We start from the raw sequence: 15,685 nt of genomic DNA, 5'->3' as shown, positions 1-15,685 counted from the left end.
TTTTTAAGGGGTTTTTAGCAACTTTCCGCTAGGTCAAAGGAAGGCGGTTTCGTCAAAAGACCGCAATTTGCGCGAGTGCAGCCGTTCAAGAGGCATTTCGCGCAAGGTTTCCATGGCCCGGATTCCGATCATCAGATGACGCGCCACCTGTGTCTTATAGAAGTCTGACGCCATGCCGGGAAGCTTCAATTCGCCATGCAGCGGCTTGTCGCTGACACAGAGCAGGGTGCCATAGGGCACACGGAATCGATAGCCGTTGGCGGCGATGGTGGCGCTTTCCATGTCGAGCGCGATGGCGCGGGACTGGGACAGGCGCTGCACCGGGCCGGTATGTTCCCGGAGTTCCCAGTTGCGGTTGTCGATCGTGGCGACGGTACCGGTGCGCATGACGCGTTTGAGATCATAGCCCTTGAGGTCGGTAACATCGGCCACCGCCTGTTCCAGCGCGATCTGCACCTCGGCCAGCGCCGGGATCGGTACCCAGACCGGCAGGTCGTCATCGAGCACGTGATCCTCGCGCAGGTATGCATGGGCGAGGACAAAATCCCCGAGGCTTTGCGAGTTCCGCAAGCCCGCGCAATGGCCGACCATGACCCATGCGTGGGGGCGCAGCACGGCGATATGGTCGGTGGCTGTCTTGGCGTTGGACGGGCCGACGCCGATATTCACCAGCGTGATGCCCGACCCGTCGGGGCGCTTGAGGTGATAGGTCGGCATCTGGGGTTGCTTGTCGACCGTCGGGATAGGGGCATCGGGAGCGATGATCTCGACATTGCCGGTGCTGACAAAGCTGGAATAGCCGGAGTTCGGATCGGCCAGAACCTCGCGGGCATAGGCTTCGAACTCGGTGACGTAGAACTGGTAGTTGGTGAACAGGACGTGGTTCTGGAAATGCTCGGGCGCGGTGGCGGTGTAGTGCGACAGGCGGGCGAGCGAATAGTCGATGCGCTGGGCGGTGAAGGGGGCAAGGGGGCCGACGCTGTTTTCATCATGCGCATGCATGCCGTTGACGATGTCGTCATTGGTGGTGGAGAGGTCCGGCACGTCGAAGATGTCGCGCAGGGTAAAGGCGGTGGCGCCTTCCTGTGGCACGGTCAGGTCGGTTTCCGAGGAGACGGCGAAATGCACCGGGATCGGGGTTTCCGAAGCGCGGATCGTGACGGGGACGTTGTGGTTGTCGAGCAGGAGCTTGATCTGTTGCGTGAGGTAATTGCGAAACAGGTCGGGCCGGGTGATCGTCGCCGCATGCACACCCGGTTCGGCGACGTGGCCATAAGAGAGGCGCGAGTCGATCTGGGCAAAGCTGGTCGTGGTTATGCGGATTTCCGGATAAAAGGCGCGGACGCGGTGGCCTTCTGGGCCATGCGCAAGCGTATGTCGGAACTGGTCGCAAAGAAAGGCAATCGCCGTTTCATAAAGCTCGATCAGGCGGCCAACGGCCTCGGCCGCATTTGTATAAGAGCGCGGGGCGGGGACGTCGGGGGTCAGGACGGGAATCTGTTGCGGGGTCATTCGGCGGCCTTGATCACTGGGGTGAGTTCGAATGTGGTTACATCGACAAGGCCAAGATCGGAGATGCGCAATTCGGGGATCACCACGAGCGCCAGCAGGGAATGCTGCATATAGGCGTTGTTGAGGGTGCAGCCGCAGGCCTCCATCGCCTCGACCATGGCTTGCGCCTTGGCGGCAACCTCGGACGCGGGCCGGTCGGACATCAACCCCGCGATGGGCAGTTCGACAAGGGCGATTTCCTGACCATCCTGGAAGACGGTGACACCGCCGCCAACCTCGCCCAGACGATTGGCCGCAAGCGCCATGTTCTCGCGGTCTGTGCCAACCACGATCATGTGGTGGCTGTCATGGGCCACTGTGGATGCCATCGCCATCTTGCCTTGGTAGCCAAAGCCCGAGACCAGCGCGTTGGTGGTGGTGCCGGTGGCGCGGTGGCGTTCGACAAGGGCGATCTGGCAGATGTCATTGGCGGGGTCGGTTTCTATGATGCCGTCTTTAACGGGCAGCGTCGCAGTGAGCGCCTTGGTTGGCGCCTGATTTTCGACCACACCAATTACGTTGGCGATGACCGAGGTGGCGCCATCTGCGGCTGCGATCTCGAAATCGGATGCGCGCCGCGCCGGGCCGAGATTGACGGTCTGGCGCGCATGGGCGGGCCAGTTGTAATGCGGGCAATCCACGGTGATCTGGCCGTCGCGGGCGACGGTCTGGCCGCGGGCGATGACATGTTCGATGGGCAGTGTCGTCAGGTCGCTGGTCAGGATCACGTCGGCACGCCGCCCCGGGGCGATCGACCCCAGTTCGCGTTCGAGGCCAAAATGCGTGGCGGTGTTGATCGTCGCCATTTGCAGCGCGATCACCGGATCACAGCCGCAGGCGATGGCATGGCGCACCACGCGGTTCATATGCCCGTCATGCACCAGCGTGCCGGAATGGCAGTCGTCGGTGCAGAGAATGAAGCTGCGCGGATCGAGCCCTTTTTCGGTGACGGCGGTGATCTGGGTTTCGACGTCATACCACGCCGAGCCCAGACGCATCATCGAGCGCATACCTTGGCGCACACGGGCGATGGCGTCGGCTTCGCAGGTGCCTTCGTGATCATCCGCCGGACCGCCCGCGGCATAGGCGTGAAAGGCGGGGCCAAGATCGGGGCTGGCATAATGGCCGCCCACGGTTTTGCCTGCGTTCTGGGTGGCGGCGATCTCGGCCAGCATCTGCTGGGAGCCGTTCACCACGCCGGGGAAGTTCATCATCTCGCCCAAGCCGATGATGCCGGGCCAGTGCATTGCCTCGGCCACATCCTCGGGGCCGATCTCGAACCCGGTGGTCTCGAGACCCGGCGCGGACGGCGCGCAGGAGGGCATCTGGGTGAAGATGTTGACCGGCTGCATCAGCGCCTCGTCATGCATCATGCGTACCCCTTCAAGGCCCAGAACATTCGCGATTTCATGCGGGTCGGTGAACATCGACGTGGTGCCATGCGGGATCACGGCGCGGGCAAATTCCGCCGGGGTTAGCATGCCCGACTCGATATGCATATGCGCGTCGCACAGGCCGGGGATCATGAAACGCCCGGTTGCCTCGATGATCTCGGTATCGGGGCCAATGCAATGAGAGGCGTCGGGGCCGACATAGGCGATGCGCCCCTCGGCCATGGCAATATCGCTGTTGGGAAGGATCTCGCGCGTGTGCACGTTGACCCATTGGCCATTGCGGATCACGGTGTCCGCGGCGTCACGGCCTGCGGCAACGGCGACGAGGCGGGGGGCCGTTTCGGCCCACGTTCTGATATGTATTCGCTCCATGGCCCACGTTGACATGAGTGTGGGGGGTGTTCAAGGTTGTCCATCATGAAGCTTTTGCGAAAGGTGTTTCAGGTGGATTTTGAAACCGTCGGGGCCGGGGAATTCGGAGCCTCCCTGAGGGGGATCGGGCTTAATCTTCTGGTGCGGGACGTGAAGGCGCTGTGTGATGTACTGGAGCGTGTTTTTGTGATGAAGACGCATCAGGTGACGGCGGATTTCGCGATTGTCACCTATGGCGCGCAGGTCTTCCAGCTGCACAGTGACGGCACCTATCATTCCAACCCGCTTTTGGGACTGTTGCCCGAAGCCGGGGCACGTGGGGCGGGGATCGAGATCCGCCTTTATGACACGGACCCCGATGAAGCGGCTGAAAAAGGCGTGTCGGTGGGGATGCATCTTTTGCAGGCGCCGAGCGACAAGCCGCACGGGCTGCGGGAGTGTTACCTGCTTTGTGGAAACGGATATGCGTGGGTGCCCAGCCGGCCGCTGTGACAAATGGGGGCGCTGCCCCCGCCGCAGCAAGCTGCGACTCCCCCGGGGTATTTCCGGAAAAAGAAAGATGTCGGGAGTTTGGGCTTCCTTCTCGTGACCCTATCCCGGGGCGCCGTCCCAAAAAGGCTCAGCTTGCTGAGCCATGCCCAACATCTGGCAGGTGCCGACAGGCACCGAAGATGGCGGGAGCCCTACTTAATGCAGGTGTCGTTTTTGAGATAGCGAGGTCGGCTTGGCCCGGGGCAGGGTGGCTGAAACGATATCGGGAGAACGAGAGATGAGCGTGACTGAACTGCGCCCCAACATGGAATTCTGGCAGGAGCGCGTGGATATGGCGGCCGCGTTCCGTTGGACGGCGCGGCTCAACATGCATGAAGGTGTGGCCAACCATTTCAGCCTTTCGGTGAACGAGGATGGCACCAAATTTCTGATGAACCCGAACCAGGTACATTTCTCCCGCGTGCGGGCGAGTGAGCTGATCCTGGTGGATGCCAATGATCCCGAGACGCTTGAAGGACCGGATGCGCCCGACCCGACGGCCTGGGGGCTGCATGGCGGTATTCACCGGCATTGCCCACATGCGCGTTGCGCCATGCATGTACATTCGATCTTTGCCACGGTGCTGGCGTCGCTGGCTGACAGCCGCCTGCCACCGATCGACCAGAACTGTGCCACGTTCTTCAATCGCTACGTGATCGACGAGGGCTATGGCGGGTTGGCGTTTGAGGATGAGGGAGAGCGCTGTGCCGCGCTTTTGACCGACCCCAAGGTCAAAACGATGATCATGGGCAACCATGGTGTGATGGTGATCGGGGGCAGTGTCGCGGACACGTTCAACCGGCTTTATTATTTCGAACGAGCGGCTGAGACCTATATCCGCGCCTTGCAGACGGGGATGCCTCTCAGGGTGTTGTCGGATGAGGTGGCCGAGAAGACGGCGCGGGAGCTGGAAGAGTACCCTGAGCAGGATGTGCGCCATCTGGCCGAGTTGAAGGCGATTTTGGACAGCGAAGGGTCCGATTACGCCAGCTAGGCGCATTTTGGGGAGGGCTGTCATGTCCGGCGATTTTGCAACTGATGACGAGGCGGCGCGCTGGCATTATCGCCCGCCGCATCCGGTGCGGCTCAACCCCCTGTTCCAGTGGCCGATCCGGTTGCGCGCGGTCTGGGACTGGTATCGCGGCGCTTGGTTGATGATAACCGCCGTAACCGTTCCTTTGGCCTTTGCCTTGGTCGTGTGGGCCGTGTTCCTGCCGCCGCTGGAGAGTATGAAGACCTTTCAGGCGGGTTGGATGCTGCGCGTCTGGCTGTTGAATGTGATCCCGCAAACCCTTGTTGCAGGGGGGCTGCATTGGTGGCTCTACATGCGCAAGGGGCAGGGGATGCAGAAGAAATTCGACAAGCGCGATCTCACGCGCAAGAACGGCGTCTTTACCTTTGATAATCAGGTGCTCGACAATATCTGGTGGACGTTGGGCAGCGCGATGACGGTGGCGACGGTCTACCAATGGCTGATCTTCTGGATCATGGCCAATGGCTGGGTGCCTGTGATCACTTTTGGCGATGCGCCGGTGTTTTTCCTGATCTGGATGGCGTTGATTCCCATGTGGTCGGGGCTGCATTTCTACTGGGTGCATCGGCTCGAGCATCATCCCAAGCTCTATCGCCATGTGCATGCGGTGCACCATCGCAACGTGAATGTCGGGCCATGGTCGGGCATCTCGAACCACTGGTACGAGAACATGTTCTACTTCACGACCTACTTCGTGCATCTGGTGGTGCCGTCGAATCCGCTGCATCTGATGTTTCATGTCTATTTTCAGCAGCTGAGCCCGGTGTTTTCGCATTGCGGGTTTGAGAAGTTGATTGCCAAGGACAGCGAGATTGCCAAGTCGGGGGATTTCTTTCACCAACTGCATCACCGCTATTTCGAGTGCAATTATGGCACCTCGGAAATCCCGTTCGACAAGTGGTTCGGCACGTTTCACGACGGATCGGCAGCAGGGACCGAGCGGACGCGGGCGCATAAGAAGCAGATGTATACACGTTAGCCCTGTCTGAGGGCGCGGGGTGTTGTGGCAAAGGTGGCGCGAAAGGCGCGGGTCATTGCGGCCGGGTTGGCGTAACCACAGCGCACCGCGATCTCGGAAACGGCAAGATCGGTATCCACCACCAGTTTGCGGGCCAGCGTCAGGCGCATGCGTTGATAAACCGTGGCTGGCGGCGCGCCAAGTTCGGCCCGCATCCGGGTTTCGAGGGTCTTCTGTGTGGCCCCGGCGCGGCGGGCGAGGGTTGGGATGGGCAGGGGGTCTTCCAGTGTTTCCTGCATCAGCGCCAGCGCGCGGTTGACGATCCGGCTGGCCGGGACGCTGCCGCCATGTGAGCGCGCCGAGTCGCGGGTCATGAAAAGCTGCGCCACTTCGAGGGCGAGCGCCTGACCGTGGTCGCGCCCGATGAGATGCAGCACGAGGTCAAAGGCGGCCATCGCCCCGGAACAGGTGATGCGGTCCCGGTCGATCACGAAGCGTTCGCGCAGCACTTCGACCTCGGGGAACCGTTCGGCAAAGGGGGTGAGTTCTTCCCAGTGGATCGTAGCCTTGTACCCGTCGAGCAGCCCGGCGCGGGCCAGAAGCCAACTGCCCGTATCAAGGGCGGTGAGGGTTGAGAACCGCCGGGCGGCTGCGCGCAGGGCGGCCTGGGTGGACCATCCGTCGTGGCCGTGAAAGCCATAGGAGGGCATCACCATCAACATGTCCCCTGACGCCGCGTTCAGGCGGTTGTGCGGTGTGACCGGGAGACCGCTTGAGCTTTCAACGGGCTGGACATCGAGGGAAAGAAAGGTCCAGTCGTAAAGTTGTTGACCCGACAGCATGTTGGCGGCGCGCATGGGTTCCACCGCATTGGCGAGACAATGGTTGGAGAAGCCCTGAAACAGGAGAACTCCGATCTTCTGCGGCGCGGCATGTGTTTTTTCCCAAACTGGCATGGTGAAACACTAATTCTGCATGATCAGCTGGCGCAAGCGCATTTCCATGGGTCCATTCCAAAGGGAGAGCCGTGATGCAGTTCGGGTTGAATGAAGAGCAGGAGATGATCGTCTCCACCGTGCGCAGTTTCGTGGAAAACGAGATCTATCCGCATGAGGACATGGTCGAGCGCAGCGGCGAGGTGCCCGAAGAGATCGCCCAGCGGATCAAGCAGAAAACCATCGAGTTGGGGTTTTACGCCTGCAACTTTCCCGAGGAGGTCGGGGGCGCGGGGTTGAGCCACCTTGAGTTTGCGCTTGTGGAGCGGGAATTGGGGCGCGGTTCGATGGCGCTTACCCATTTCTTTGGGCGACCGCAAAACATCCTGATGGCCTGCGAGGGCGAACAGAAAGAGCGCTATCTGTTTCCGGCAGTGCGCGGCGAGCGGATGGACGCGCTGGCCATGACCGAGCCGGGGGCCGGGTCGGATGTGCGGGGAATGAAATGTTCGGCGGTGCGGGATGGGGGCGATTGGGTGCTCAACGGCACCAAGCACTTCATCTCGGGCGCGGAGCACGCGGATTTCGTGATCGTCTTTGTCGCCACCGGGGAAGACATGACGCCCAAGGGGCCGAAAAAGCGGATCACGACCTTTCTTGTCGATCGCGGCACGCCGGGGTTCACCATTCGTGACGGATACAAGTCCGTCAGTCACCGCGGCTACAAGAACATGGTGCTTGAGTTTGATGACTGCCGCCTGCCGGATGCACAGGTTCTGGGCGAAGTGGATGGCGGGTTCGCGGTGATGAATGAATGGCTCTATGCGACCCGCCTGACGGTGGCGGCTTTTTGCGTGGGGCGCGCGAGGCGGGCGTTTGACTTTGCCTTGGATTACGCGGCGCAGCGGGAGCAGTTTGGCCAACCGATCGGCAAGTTTCAGGGCGTCGGGTTTCAGATTGCGGACATGATCACCGAGATCGACGCGGCCGACCTTTTGACGCTGGCGGCAGCGGATCGGCTCGACAAGGGATTGCCGTCGAACCGCGAGATCGCCTCAGCAAAGCTTTATGCCTCGGAAATGCTGGCGCGGGTGACGGACGCCGCGATCCAGGTCCACGGTGGGATGGGTTTGATGGATGACTATCCGTTGGAGCGGTTCTGGCGAGATGCGCGGGTGGAGCGAATCTGGGATGGAACCAGCGAGATCCAGCGCCACATCATCAGCCGCGACCTTTTGCGGCCATTGGGGGCATGACGATGGTGACATGTCCTTCGAACGCACTTGCCCGTGGGGGCCAGCCCCCACACCCCCGGGATATTTCCGGCAAAAGGAAGGAGAGTGGGAGGCGCCCGAACAGACACCTCCCAAGAAAACACGAGGGTCTTCCGATTGCACGGTCATCGGCTTCCCAGCCTGTGCCGCGCCCACAGCTTGCAACGGCAAGGTTAATAGTCCGTTTCTTCCTTTTGCCCCAAATATCCCCGCCGGAGGCTTCTGTCCTTGCGGTACGCGCAGGAGCAGACGATGTCGCGTGACCTTTCGAGGCTGATACGGCCTAGGAGTGTGGCCGTGATCGGGGGCGGGGCGTGGTGCGCCGAAGTGGTGCGGCAGCTGGCGCGCTTTGGTTTTGACGGAGCGATCTGGCCGGTTCACCCGAAGGCGCAGGTGGTTGGCGGGCGCGCGGCCTATGCGCGGCTGGAGGATTTGCCCGGCGTCCCGGATGCGGCGTTTGTTGGCATCAACCGCAGGGCGACGATTGAAGCGGTTGCGGTGCTGTCGGGCATGGGTGCTGGCGGGGCGGTGTGTTTTGCTTCGGGCTTTGCAGAGGCGCACGCGGAGGATGCCGAGGGTGCGGACCTGCAGGCCGCGTTGATCGCAGCGGCGGGCGATATGCCGATTCTCGGGCCGAATTGTTACGGGTTGGTGAATGCTGTGGATGGTGTCGCGATCTGGCCGGACCAACATGGGTGCGCTCCGGTTGAGCGCGGGGTGGCGATTCTGACCCAGAGCTCAAATATTGCGATTAACCTGACCAACCAGCGACGCAGTGTGCCGATTGCCTATGTCACAACCTGTGGAAACATGGCGCAGTTGAGCCAGGCGGCCATGGCGCGGGCGTTGCTGGAAGACGCGCGGGTAAGTGTTCTTGGCCTGCATGTCGAGGGGTTCAGCGACCTGCGCGACTGGGAGGCGCTGGCAAAGGCCGCGCATGCGCGGAGGGTGCCGGTGGTGGTGCTGAAAGTCGGGGCGTCGGAGCAGGCACAGGCGGCGACGGTGTCGCACACTGCGTCTCTTGCCGGAAGTGATGCGGGGGCGGAGGCGCTGATTGCGCGGTTGGGGTTCACGCGTGTGCATGACCCGGCGGTGTTTCTTGAGACATTGAAGCTGTTGCACATGGTGGGTCCTTTGGCGTCGCCCGCGGTGGCGTCGATCAGTTGTTCGGGGGGCGAGGCCAGCCTCATGGCCGATCTGGGGCTGCGGGCCGGGTTGGCGTTTCCGCCGTTGCTGGCCGCGCAGAAGGACGAGATGGCGAAGGTTCTGGGACCGATGGTGGCGTTGGCCAATCCGCTGGACTACCACACGTATATCTGGCGCGATGCGGATGCGATGGCGCGGGCCTGGGCCGGGATGATGGCCCCCGAGATTGCCCTGACCTTTTCCATCGTCGATTACCCGCACGAGAACCGGAAGGATTGGGATTGCGCCACCGAGGCCGCGATCCGGGCACATCGGTTGACGGGGCGCCCGATGGCGGTGGTGGCGAGCCTGCCCGAGTTGATGCCACAGGATGTTGCCAAAGAGCTGAGTGCCGCTGGTGTGGTGCCGCTTTACGGGCTGCGCGAGGCGGTTGAGGCCGTGGCCGCGGCGGCGCGGGTTGGGGCGTCGGAAGACTTGCCGCTGGCCTTGCCGGGGCGGCGCAACGCTGATGTTTTGCTGAGCGAGGATGAGGCGAAGGCCGAGCTTGCGGCGTTTGGCATGGACATGCCCCGGCGGGGCGTGGCGAATTCGATTGATGCCTTGTCCGGGGCTGCCAAAGGTTTGGCGCCGCCGCTTGTGCTCAAGGGCATGGGGCTTGCGCATAAGAGCGAGGCGGGGGCGGTGCGGCTGGGCCTGTCGGCTGGGGAGCTCGAGGCGGCGGCGCAGGATATGCCCAGCGCGCGTTTTCTTGTGGAAGAGATGATCGACGGGGTCGTTGCCGAGCTGTTGGTTGGTGTGACCCGCGACGTTGCGCATGGGTTTGTGCTGACGCTTGCAGCGGGCGGCGTGCTGACCGAGGTCTTGCAGGACAGTGTGTCGGTGCTTGTGCCGTCGAGTCGCGAAACGCTGAAACAGGCTTTGTTCCAGCTCAAAACGGCGAAGTTGCTCCATGGGTACCGAGGGGCGCCCGCGGCCAATATCGAGGCCATTTTGGACGCCGTCGAAGGGTTGCAGAACTATGTCCTTGCCAATGCGGAGACGCTTGGCGAGGTTGAAGTGAACCCGCTTATTGCGACGCCGACGCGCGCGGTGGCGGTGGATGCATTGATACGAAAGGGAGAGCCATGAGCGAGACGCCGGTCAAAACGAGGCGCGAAGGTGCCATTCTGGAAGTGACGTTGGACCGGCCCAAGGCCAATGCGATTGATCTGATCACGAGCCGGGTCATGGGCGAGGTGTTTCGCGACTTTCGGGATGATCCGGATCTGCGGGTTGCGATCCTGACCGGCGGCGGGGACAAGTTCTTTTGCCCCGGCTGGGACCTCAAGGCGGCGGCGGATGGCGACGCGGTGGATGGCGATTATGGTGTCGGCGGCTTTGGTGGGTTGCAGGAACTGCGTGACATGAACAAGCCGGTGATTTCGGCGGTGAACGGGATTGCCTGTGGCGGCGGGCTGGAGCTGGCGATTTCGGGCGACATCATCCTTGCAGCCGATCATGCCAGTTTTGCCCTGCCGGAAATCCGGTCAGGCACGGTGGCGGATGCAGCGAGCGTGAAACTGCCAAAACGCATTCCCTATCACATTGCGATGGAGCTTTTGCTCACGGGTCGGTGGTTTGATGCCGAGGAGGCACATCGCTGGGGGCTTGTGAACGAGATCGTGCCGGGTGAGAGGTTGATGGCGCGAGCCTGGGAATTGGCCGAGCTTCTGGCGAGCGGGCCGCCGCTGGTTTATGCGGCGATCAAGGAGATCGTGCGCGATGCCGAAGACGCAAAGTTCCAGGATGCCATGAACCGGATCACCAAGCGGCAGTTGCGTTCGGTTGATGTGCTTTATGACAGCGAAGACCAGATGGAGGGCGCGCGGGCCTTTGCCGAGAAGCGCGATCCGGTCTGGAAGGGGCGGTGATCGACATCGCAGCCCTTGAGCGGTTCCTACCGCGCCAGGACGAGACCCACGCGCGGGCGGTGGCCGAGTTGCGGGCCGGGCGCAAGGTGACTCATTGGATTTGGTGGGAGATTCCGCAACTGCGGTCTCTTGGGCGGTCGCAGCGGGCGCGTGATTACGGTCTGGCCGATTTAGATGAGGCGGAGCGCTATCTGGCGCATCCGGTTCTGGCCGCGCGGTTGATTGCATTGTGCGATGCGGTGTTGCTGCATGAGGGTATGGCACCTGAGGCGATCATGGGACCGGTGGATGCGCTCAAGCTGCAGAGTTCGATGACGCTGTTTTCCGCTGTTCCGGGGGCGCCGGATGTTTTTGAACGGGTGTTGGTTAAGTTTTTTGAAGGGCAACGGTGTGCGTTGACCGAGGCGGAACTGGCAAGCGCAGATCAGAGGCGGTGAAACAGGGCGATGAAACAGCGGTCGTCCTTGTGGGGGCCGTGGGCGCTTTCGCCGTAAACGCGGGCCTTGGGCAGGTGCAAATCGCAAATCCGATCGGATAAGGCGTCGAGCTTTGCTCTGAAGCCGACGGTTTCGAAATGGCGTTCGTGGATCGACAGGGCAAAAAGCGCACCGGGGCGGGTGATCCGCAGCAATTCATCCAAAGCGTCAGGGCCGACATGGCCGTTTGTGAAGGTGCCTGAGCTGACGATCCCGTCATAGGTGGCGTCTTCGACCGGCAGGCGCTTGGTCAGGTCTCCGACAAAGAGAGTCCGGTAGATGGATTTAGTGTCGGCGACATCCAGCATTTCCTGTGAGATGTCTGTTGCGTCGCATGGTGTGGTGCCCAGAGCGGTGAGGATTGCGCCGCAGAGTCCAGTGCCTGCTCCTACGTCCAGGACGGGGCCGACTCCGCCCGCCTCGACAAAGTAGCGTGCGACTTCGCGGGGCAGGACATAGTCAGAGGCTTGGGCAAAGCCGGTGTCATAGGTTTGTGCCCAGTCGCGATAGAGGCGCCGGGAGTCCTGAGGGGTCTTGAGGCTGTAGGCGGCCTCGAGGTTTGGGTCTTTCTTGGGACTCATGGTCACAGTGAACGGGCTGGAGCGCGCAAAAGCAAGAGGCGGCTCTTGTGTCGGGCGCAGGCTGGAGGCAGGGTGCGGGAATGACCAAGACTTTGCTTTCCCTCGGGCATGGCTATAGCGCCCGCGCCCTTGCCCGCCGTCTCGTGCCCCAAGGGTGGCGTGTGATCGGGACCGTCCGCGATACCGACCAGATCGCCGCAATCGAAGCCGAAGGCGCGGAAGCGCTGCAATGGCCGATTGATTTTGACACGGCATTGCAGGGGGTTACGCATGTTCTGACCTCGATCCGCCCGGACAAGGAGGGCGACCCGGTGCTGCGTATCGGGCGCGAGGCACTGGTCAGGGCGGCGCCTGATCTGGAGTGGGTCGGCTATCTGTCGACCACCGGGGTTTATGGCGACATGGATGGTGGCTGGGTCGATGAGGATACAGAGCTGCATCCCGGCGGCAAGCGCGGGCAGATGCGGGTTCTGGCCGAGGCAGAATGGCGTGATGTGCCCGGATTGCCGCTGCATATCTTCCGGCTGGCGGGTATCTATGGCCCCGGTCGTGGCCCCTTTGCCAAGCTGCGCAATGGCACGGCGCGGCGGATCATCAAGAAGAACCAGGTGTTTTCGCGCGCCCATGTTGATGACATCGCGCTGGTGTTGGAAGCGTCGATGCATCAGCCCAATCCGGGGCGGATATACAATGTCTGTGACGATACACCGGCCCCGCCGCAGGATATCCTTGCTTATGCGGCCGAGCTTTTGGGGATGGCCCCGCCGCCGGAAGTGGCCTTTGAAGATGCGGACCTGACGCCGATGGCGCGCAGTTTTTACAGCGACAGCAAGCGGGTATCGAATGCGCGGATCAAGGAAGAATTGGGCGTTACGTTGAAGTATCCCAATTATCGCGATGCGCTGAAATCCATGCTGGAAGAGGAACAGCGTTAAGCGCGTTGTTGTCCAGGGCGGGTCACGGCGCTACGCGTCGAGTTCCTTGGCTTCTTGCGCAATGGACCATTCGATGAGTTCCGTCCAGAGCGTGCGGACGAGGGTCGGGTCCAACCCCTTGGCTTCGGCAGTCGCGCTGACCTTGCCCAAGACCTCGGCGACGCGGTTGGTGGTTCGGGCGGGCAGGTTTTCGATTCTCTTGAGATCGACGGCCCGGTCAATATAGCCGCTGCGTGTCTTCAGCAGCGTGATGAGTTGCACGTCAATCGCGTCGATCTGCACGCGCAGATCGGCCATTGAGGTGCAGTTTTCGGGGGCAATGAGGTTGGTCATGAGGCTTTCCGGGTTTTTGGATCAGGGGGGCGGGGTGCCAAGCAGCGTTTCCAGATGGTGGACCGCGCGCTGGGCGCGAGTCTGGCAGAATTCTTCTGACGGGCTGGGCTGCCTGCCAATGACCCGGCGGATTTGCAGGTCTCCGATCAGCAGGTCGAGGTAGAGTCCGACGGCATCGGCGGTTTCGGCGAAGTGCAACTGTCCGTCGTCGCGTGCGCGTTCCAGCACCTTTTCGAGGAGAGGAAACACGGCTTCGCGCCCGGATTGCGAGAGCGTGGCGCCAAGCTCGCCGCTGTGATCTGCCGCTGCGGCCCGGTTGAGCGCAACGGCACGATCGCCAGTCAACAGATTGAGCAATTTGGGGCCAAGCGAGGCGAGAATCGACAGGGCGTCATGGTCTGTGTCCAGTTCCTCGACAAGATGGGCTTTCACCTCGGCGGCGTTGCGCGTGACAAGGGCTCGGAACAGCCCCTGCTTGTCACCATACCAGTTGTAGAGGGTTTCGTTTGAGGCGCGTGCCTGTTTCGCGATGCCCGCCATGGAGGTCCCGCCATAGCCCTTGGTTTCCAGAACCGCGTAGGCGGCGGTTTCGATTTGTTGCTGACGGATCGAGCGTTTTTCGTCGCGCATTTTTTTCCCCGGCTTGTTGACAGAAACCGTAACGACAATTACGGATATGTGCAACCGTAATACAAAATACGCTTTTGAAGGAATCGATATGACAAAATTTGATCGTCACACCATCGCCGCGCTTGTGGCTCTGATCCTGTTGCAGCTCATCATGCTGTCGGCTCTCTATGCGGGCATCCGCCCGCATCCGCCCATTGCGACGCCGTTGTTCGGCATTGCGCCTTTCCTTGGGGCGGCGATGGCCATTGCGATTGGCGCGATTATCGTGGGGCCGTTGACGGACACGGCGGGGAGAGGTCTGAGCCTGCTGGCGGCGCTGATGGCGCTGGTGTCCTTTGGACCGCAGAAATACCTTGATGCACAGTTTCCGCTGATATGGCCCGCCGTGATCCTGGGGCAGATGGCCACGGTGGTGATCTTTGTGCGGGTTTTCATGGCGCGCCGTGGAGAAGCCACGCACGCAAACGAGGTGCGGGTGTAATGGCGCGCTTGCTGGTGGTCCTGTCGGTGCTTTCCCTGCTGTGCGTGGGGGGCATCTTCGGCTTTTTTTACGCGTGGGTCTGTTCGACCATGTGGGGGCTGGATGCGGGTGATCCGGGGGTGGCCATTGCCGCGATGCAGAGCATGAACGCGTCTGTGCGCAACCCTGTATTCTTTCCGATATTCTTTGGCACGCCGGTGGTCTTGGCCATCACGGCACGGGTGGCATTGCTTGATATCCGGAAGGTTTCGGCTCTCCTGCTTGCGCTGGCTACCGTCACTTATGTGCTCGGCGCGTTTCTGCCCACGGCGTTGATCAACGTGCCGATGAATGAAGCGCTGGCGCTGGTTGAAATCCCGCTGGATCAGGATGCAGCGCAGCGTATCTGGCAGGATTATTCGGGCCGCTGGCAGATGTGGAACATGATCCGAACCTGTTTCAGCGGCCTTGCATTGATGCTGACCGGCGTCGCCCTGATCAACCTCAACTCAATGCGGGCATGATGGAATTCACTCTTTTGACCTTTGCCGCGATGGCGCTTGTCGTGGTGGTAACACCGGGGCCGACGGTTCTGTTGGCCTTGTCCAACGGGACGCGCTTCGGGATGTTGCGCGCCGGGTATGGAATCATCGGCGCGGCCCTGTCCGATGCGGTTCTGATCGCGGCGGCGGGGGTAGGGCTTGGCTCTGTCCTAACGGCGTCTGCGTTCTGGTTCAGCGTGGTGAAGTGGGTCGGGGTGGCCTATCTCGTCTGGATCGGCAGTCAGATGTTGCGGTCTTCAGGGCTGGTTGCCACGAACGCCGCACCAGGGTGGGCGCGGGGCGGGCAGCTGGAGATCCTGCGAAAGAGTTTTGTCGTGGCGGTAATGAACCCGAAGGGGCTGTTGTTCTTTGCGGCGTTCTTTCCGCAGTTTCTGGACGTGGGCGCACCTATACTGGCGCAATATGTCACCTTGGGCGTGATTTTCATCGCGACGGATGTGGCCGTGATGGCCGCCTATGCTGCGCTTGGCAGCAAGGCGATGCACTATCTGAATGCGCGGGGTGCCTGCTGGATGGATCGCCTGTGCGGTGGCGTGCTGGTCGTGATGGCCGGGGCGCTGACCTTGGTGCGGCGCGGTGAGGTTTGAAACAGGAATCCGCCAG

At 61.8% G+C, this 15,685-nt stretch carries 17 protein-coding genes; 11 read left to right on the top strand and 6 right to left on the bottom strand.

The window, feature by feature from the left end:
- Positions 1–33: 33 nt before the first annotated feature.
- Positions 34–1,512: an AMP nucleosidase gene (locus BMZ35_RS05930; RefSeq protein ID WP_093091787.1), complete on the bottom strand. Its 1,479-nt coding sequence runs from the start codon at positions 1,510–1,512 to the stop codon at positions 34–36.
- Positions 1,509–3,317, bottom strand: a complete 1,809-nt coding sequence (ade, locus tag BMZ35_RS05925) for an adenine deaminase (protein ID WP_093091785.1) — start codon at positions 3,315–3,317, stop codon at positions 1,509–1,511. Before ade ends, BMZ35_RS05930 begins: the two co-directional genes overlap by 4 nt.
- Before the next feature lie 45 nt (positions 3,318–3,362).
- Between ade and BMZ35_RS05920 the strand changes: the two genes are divergently transcribed.
- The 3 genes from BMZ35_RS05920 (at position 3,363) to BMZ35_RS05910 (ending at position 5,860) form a co-directional block, all read left to right on the top strand.
- Positions 3,363–3,809 carry a VOC family protein gene (locus BMZ35_RS05920; protein WP_423227746.1) on the top strand — a complete coding sequence of 149 codons (447 nt, stop codon included), beginning with the start codon at positions 3,363–3,365 and terminating at the stop codon, positions 3,807–3,809.
- A 277-nt stretch (positions 3,810–4,086) separates the two neighbouring features.
- On the top strand, positions 4,087–4,842 hold the full coding sequence (locus tag BMZ35_RS05915; RefSeq protein WP_093091783.1) for a class II aldolase and adducin N-terminal domain-containing protein: 756 nt from the start codon (positions 4,087–4,089) through the stop codon (positions 4,840–4,842).
- 22 nt (positions 4,843–4,864) lie between these two features.
- Entirely contained in the window at positions 4,865–5,860 is a 996-nt protein-coding gene (locus tag BMZ35_RS05910) for a sterol desaturase family protein (protein ID WP_093091781.1), read from the top strand.
- Here BMZ35_RS05910 and BMZ35_RS05905 read toward each other — a convergent pair.
- The gene (locus BMZ35_RS05905) at positions 5,857–6,795 is read right to left on the bottom strand and encodes a GlxA family transcriptional regulator (RefSeq protein WP_093091779.1); all 939 of its coding nucleotides are present in this window, start codon (positions 6,793–6,795) and stop codon (positions 5,857–5,859) included. The two genes, BMZ35_RS05910 and BMZ35_RS05905, sit on opposite strands and share 4 nt — an antisense overlap.
- Positions 6,796–6,869: 74 nt before the next feature.
- Here BMZ35_RS05905 and BMZ35_RS05900 point away from each other — a divergent pair, with 74 nt between their 5' ends.
- From BMZ35_RS05900 to BMZ35_RS05885, 4 genes are all read left to right on the top strand, one after another.
- On the top strand, positions 6,870–8,030 hold the full coding sequence (locus BMZ35_RS05900; protein ID WP_093091777.1) for an acyl-CoA dehydrogenase family protein: 1,161 nt from the start codon (positions 6,870–6,872) through the stop codon (positions 8,028–8,030).
- Between the two features lie 270 nt (positions 8,031–8,300).
- Positions 8,301–10,322 carry an acetate--CoA ligase family protein gene (locus tag BMZ35_RS05895; RefSeq protein ID WP_093091775.1) on the top strand — a complete coding sequence of 674 codons (2,022 nt, stop codon included), beginning with the start codon at positions 8,301–8,303 and terminating at the stop codon, positions 10,320–10,322.
- The gene (locus tag BMZ35_RS05890) at positions 10,319–11,104 is read left to right on the top strand and encodes a carnitinyl-CoA dehydratase (RefSeq protein WP_093091773.1); all 786 of its coding nucleotides are present in this window, start codon (positions 10,319–10,321) and stop codon (positions 11,102–11,104) included. Before BMZ35_RS05895 ends, BMZ35_RS05890 begins: the two co-directional genes overlap by 4 nt.
- Positions 11,101–11,541, top strand: a complete 441-nt coding sequence (locus BMZ35_RS05885; RefSeq protein WP_242654700.1) for a DUF1810 domain-containing protein — start codon at positions 11,101–11,103, stop codon at positions 11,539–11,541. The genes BMZ35_RS05890 and BMZ35_RS05885 overlap by 4 nt, the downstream gene beginning before the upstream one ends.
- Here BMZ35_RS05885 and BMZ35_RS05880 read toward each other — a convergent pair.
- Positions 11,529–12,161 (bottom strand): class I SAM-dependent DNA methyltransferase, encoded by a 633-nt coding sequence (locus BMZ35_RS05880; RefSeq protein WP_093091771.1) that lies wholly within the window; start codon positions 12,159–12,161, stop codon positions 11,529–11,531. The genes BMZ35_RS05885 and BMZ35_RS05880 overlap by 13 nt on opposite strands.
- A gap of 80 nt (positions 12,162–12,241) precedes the next feature.
- Between BMZ35_RS05880 and BMZ35_RS05875 the strand changes: the two genes are divergently transcribed.
- Complete coding sequence (locus tag BMZ35_RS05875; RefSeq protein WP_093091769.1) at positions 12,242–13,096, top strand: SDR family oxidoreductase; 855 nt, start codon at positions 12,242–12,244, stop codon at positions 13,094–13,096.
- A 30-nt stretch (positions 13,097–13,126) separates the two neighbouring features.
- Here BMZ35_RS05875 and BMZ35_RS05870 read toward each other — a convergent pair whose 3' ends face one another.
- Together BMZ35_RS05870 and BMZ35_RS05865 are read right to left on the bottom strand one after the other, a co-directional pair.
- Positions 13,127–13,429, bottom strand: coding sequence for a chorismate mutase (locus tag BMZ35_RS05870; RefSeq protein WP_093091767.1), 303 nt, complete (start codon positions 13,427–13,429; stop codon positions 13,127–13,129).
- A gap of 21 nt (positions 13,430–13,450) precedes the next feature.
- Positions 13,451–14,059, bottom strand: coding sequence for a TetR/AcrR family transcriptional regulator (locus BMZ35_RS05865; protein WP_093091765.1), 609 nt, complete (start codon positions 14,057–14,059; stop codon positions 13,451–13,453).
- A gap of 88 nt (positions 14,060–14,147) precedes the next feature.
- Between BMZ35_RS05865 and BMZ35_RS05860 the strand changes: the two genes are divergently transcribed.
- From BMZ35_RS05860 to BMZ35_RS05850, 3 genes are read left to right on the top strand one after another with little or no spacing between them, the layout of a single operon-like run.
- Positions 14,148–14,540, top strand: coding sequence for a hypothetical protein (locus tag BMZ35_RS05860; RefSeq protein WP_093091763.1), 393 nt, complete (start codon positions 14,148–14,150; stop codon positions 14,538–14,540).
- Positions 14,540–15,043: an anthrone oxygenase family protein gene (locus BMZ35_RS05855; protein WP_093091761.1), complete on the top strand. Its 504-nt coding sequence runs from the start codon at positions 14,540–14,542 to the stop codon at positions 15,041–15,043. Before BMZ35_RS05860 ends, BMZ35_RS05855 begins: the two co-directional genes overlap by 1 nt.
- Positions 15,040–15,669, top strand: coding sequence for a LysE family translocator (locus BMZ35_RS05850; protein ID WP_093091759.1), 630 nt, complete (start codon positions 15,040–15,042; stop codon positions 15,667–15,669). Before BMZ35_RS05855 ends, BMZ35_RS05850 begins: the two co-directional genes overlap by 4 nt.
- The last annotated feature ends 16 nt before the right edge of the window (positions 15,670–15,685 follow it).

Source organism: Shimia aestuarii (genome assembly GCF_900114635.1).
Taxonomy (GTDB): Bacteria; Pseudomonadota; Alphaproteobacteria; order Rhodobacterales; family Rhodobacteraceae; genus Shimia; species Shimia aestuarii.
Note: the sequence above shows the minus strand (reverse complement) of the source record. Positions and strands in the feature narration are given on the sequence as shown.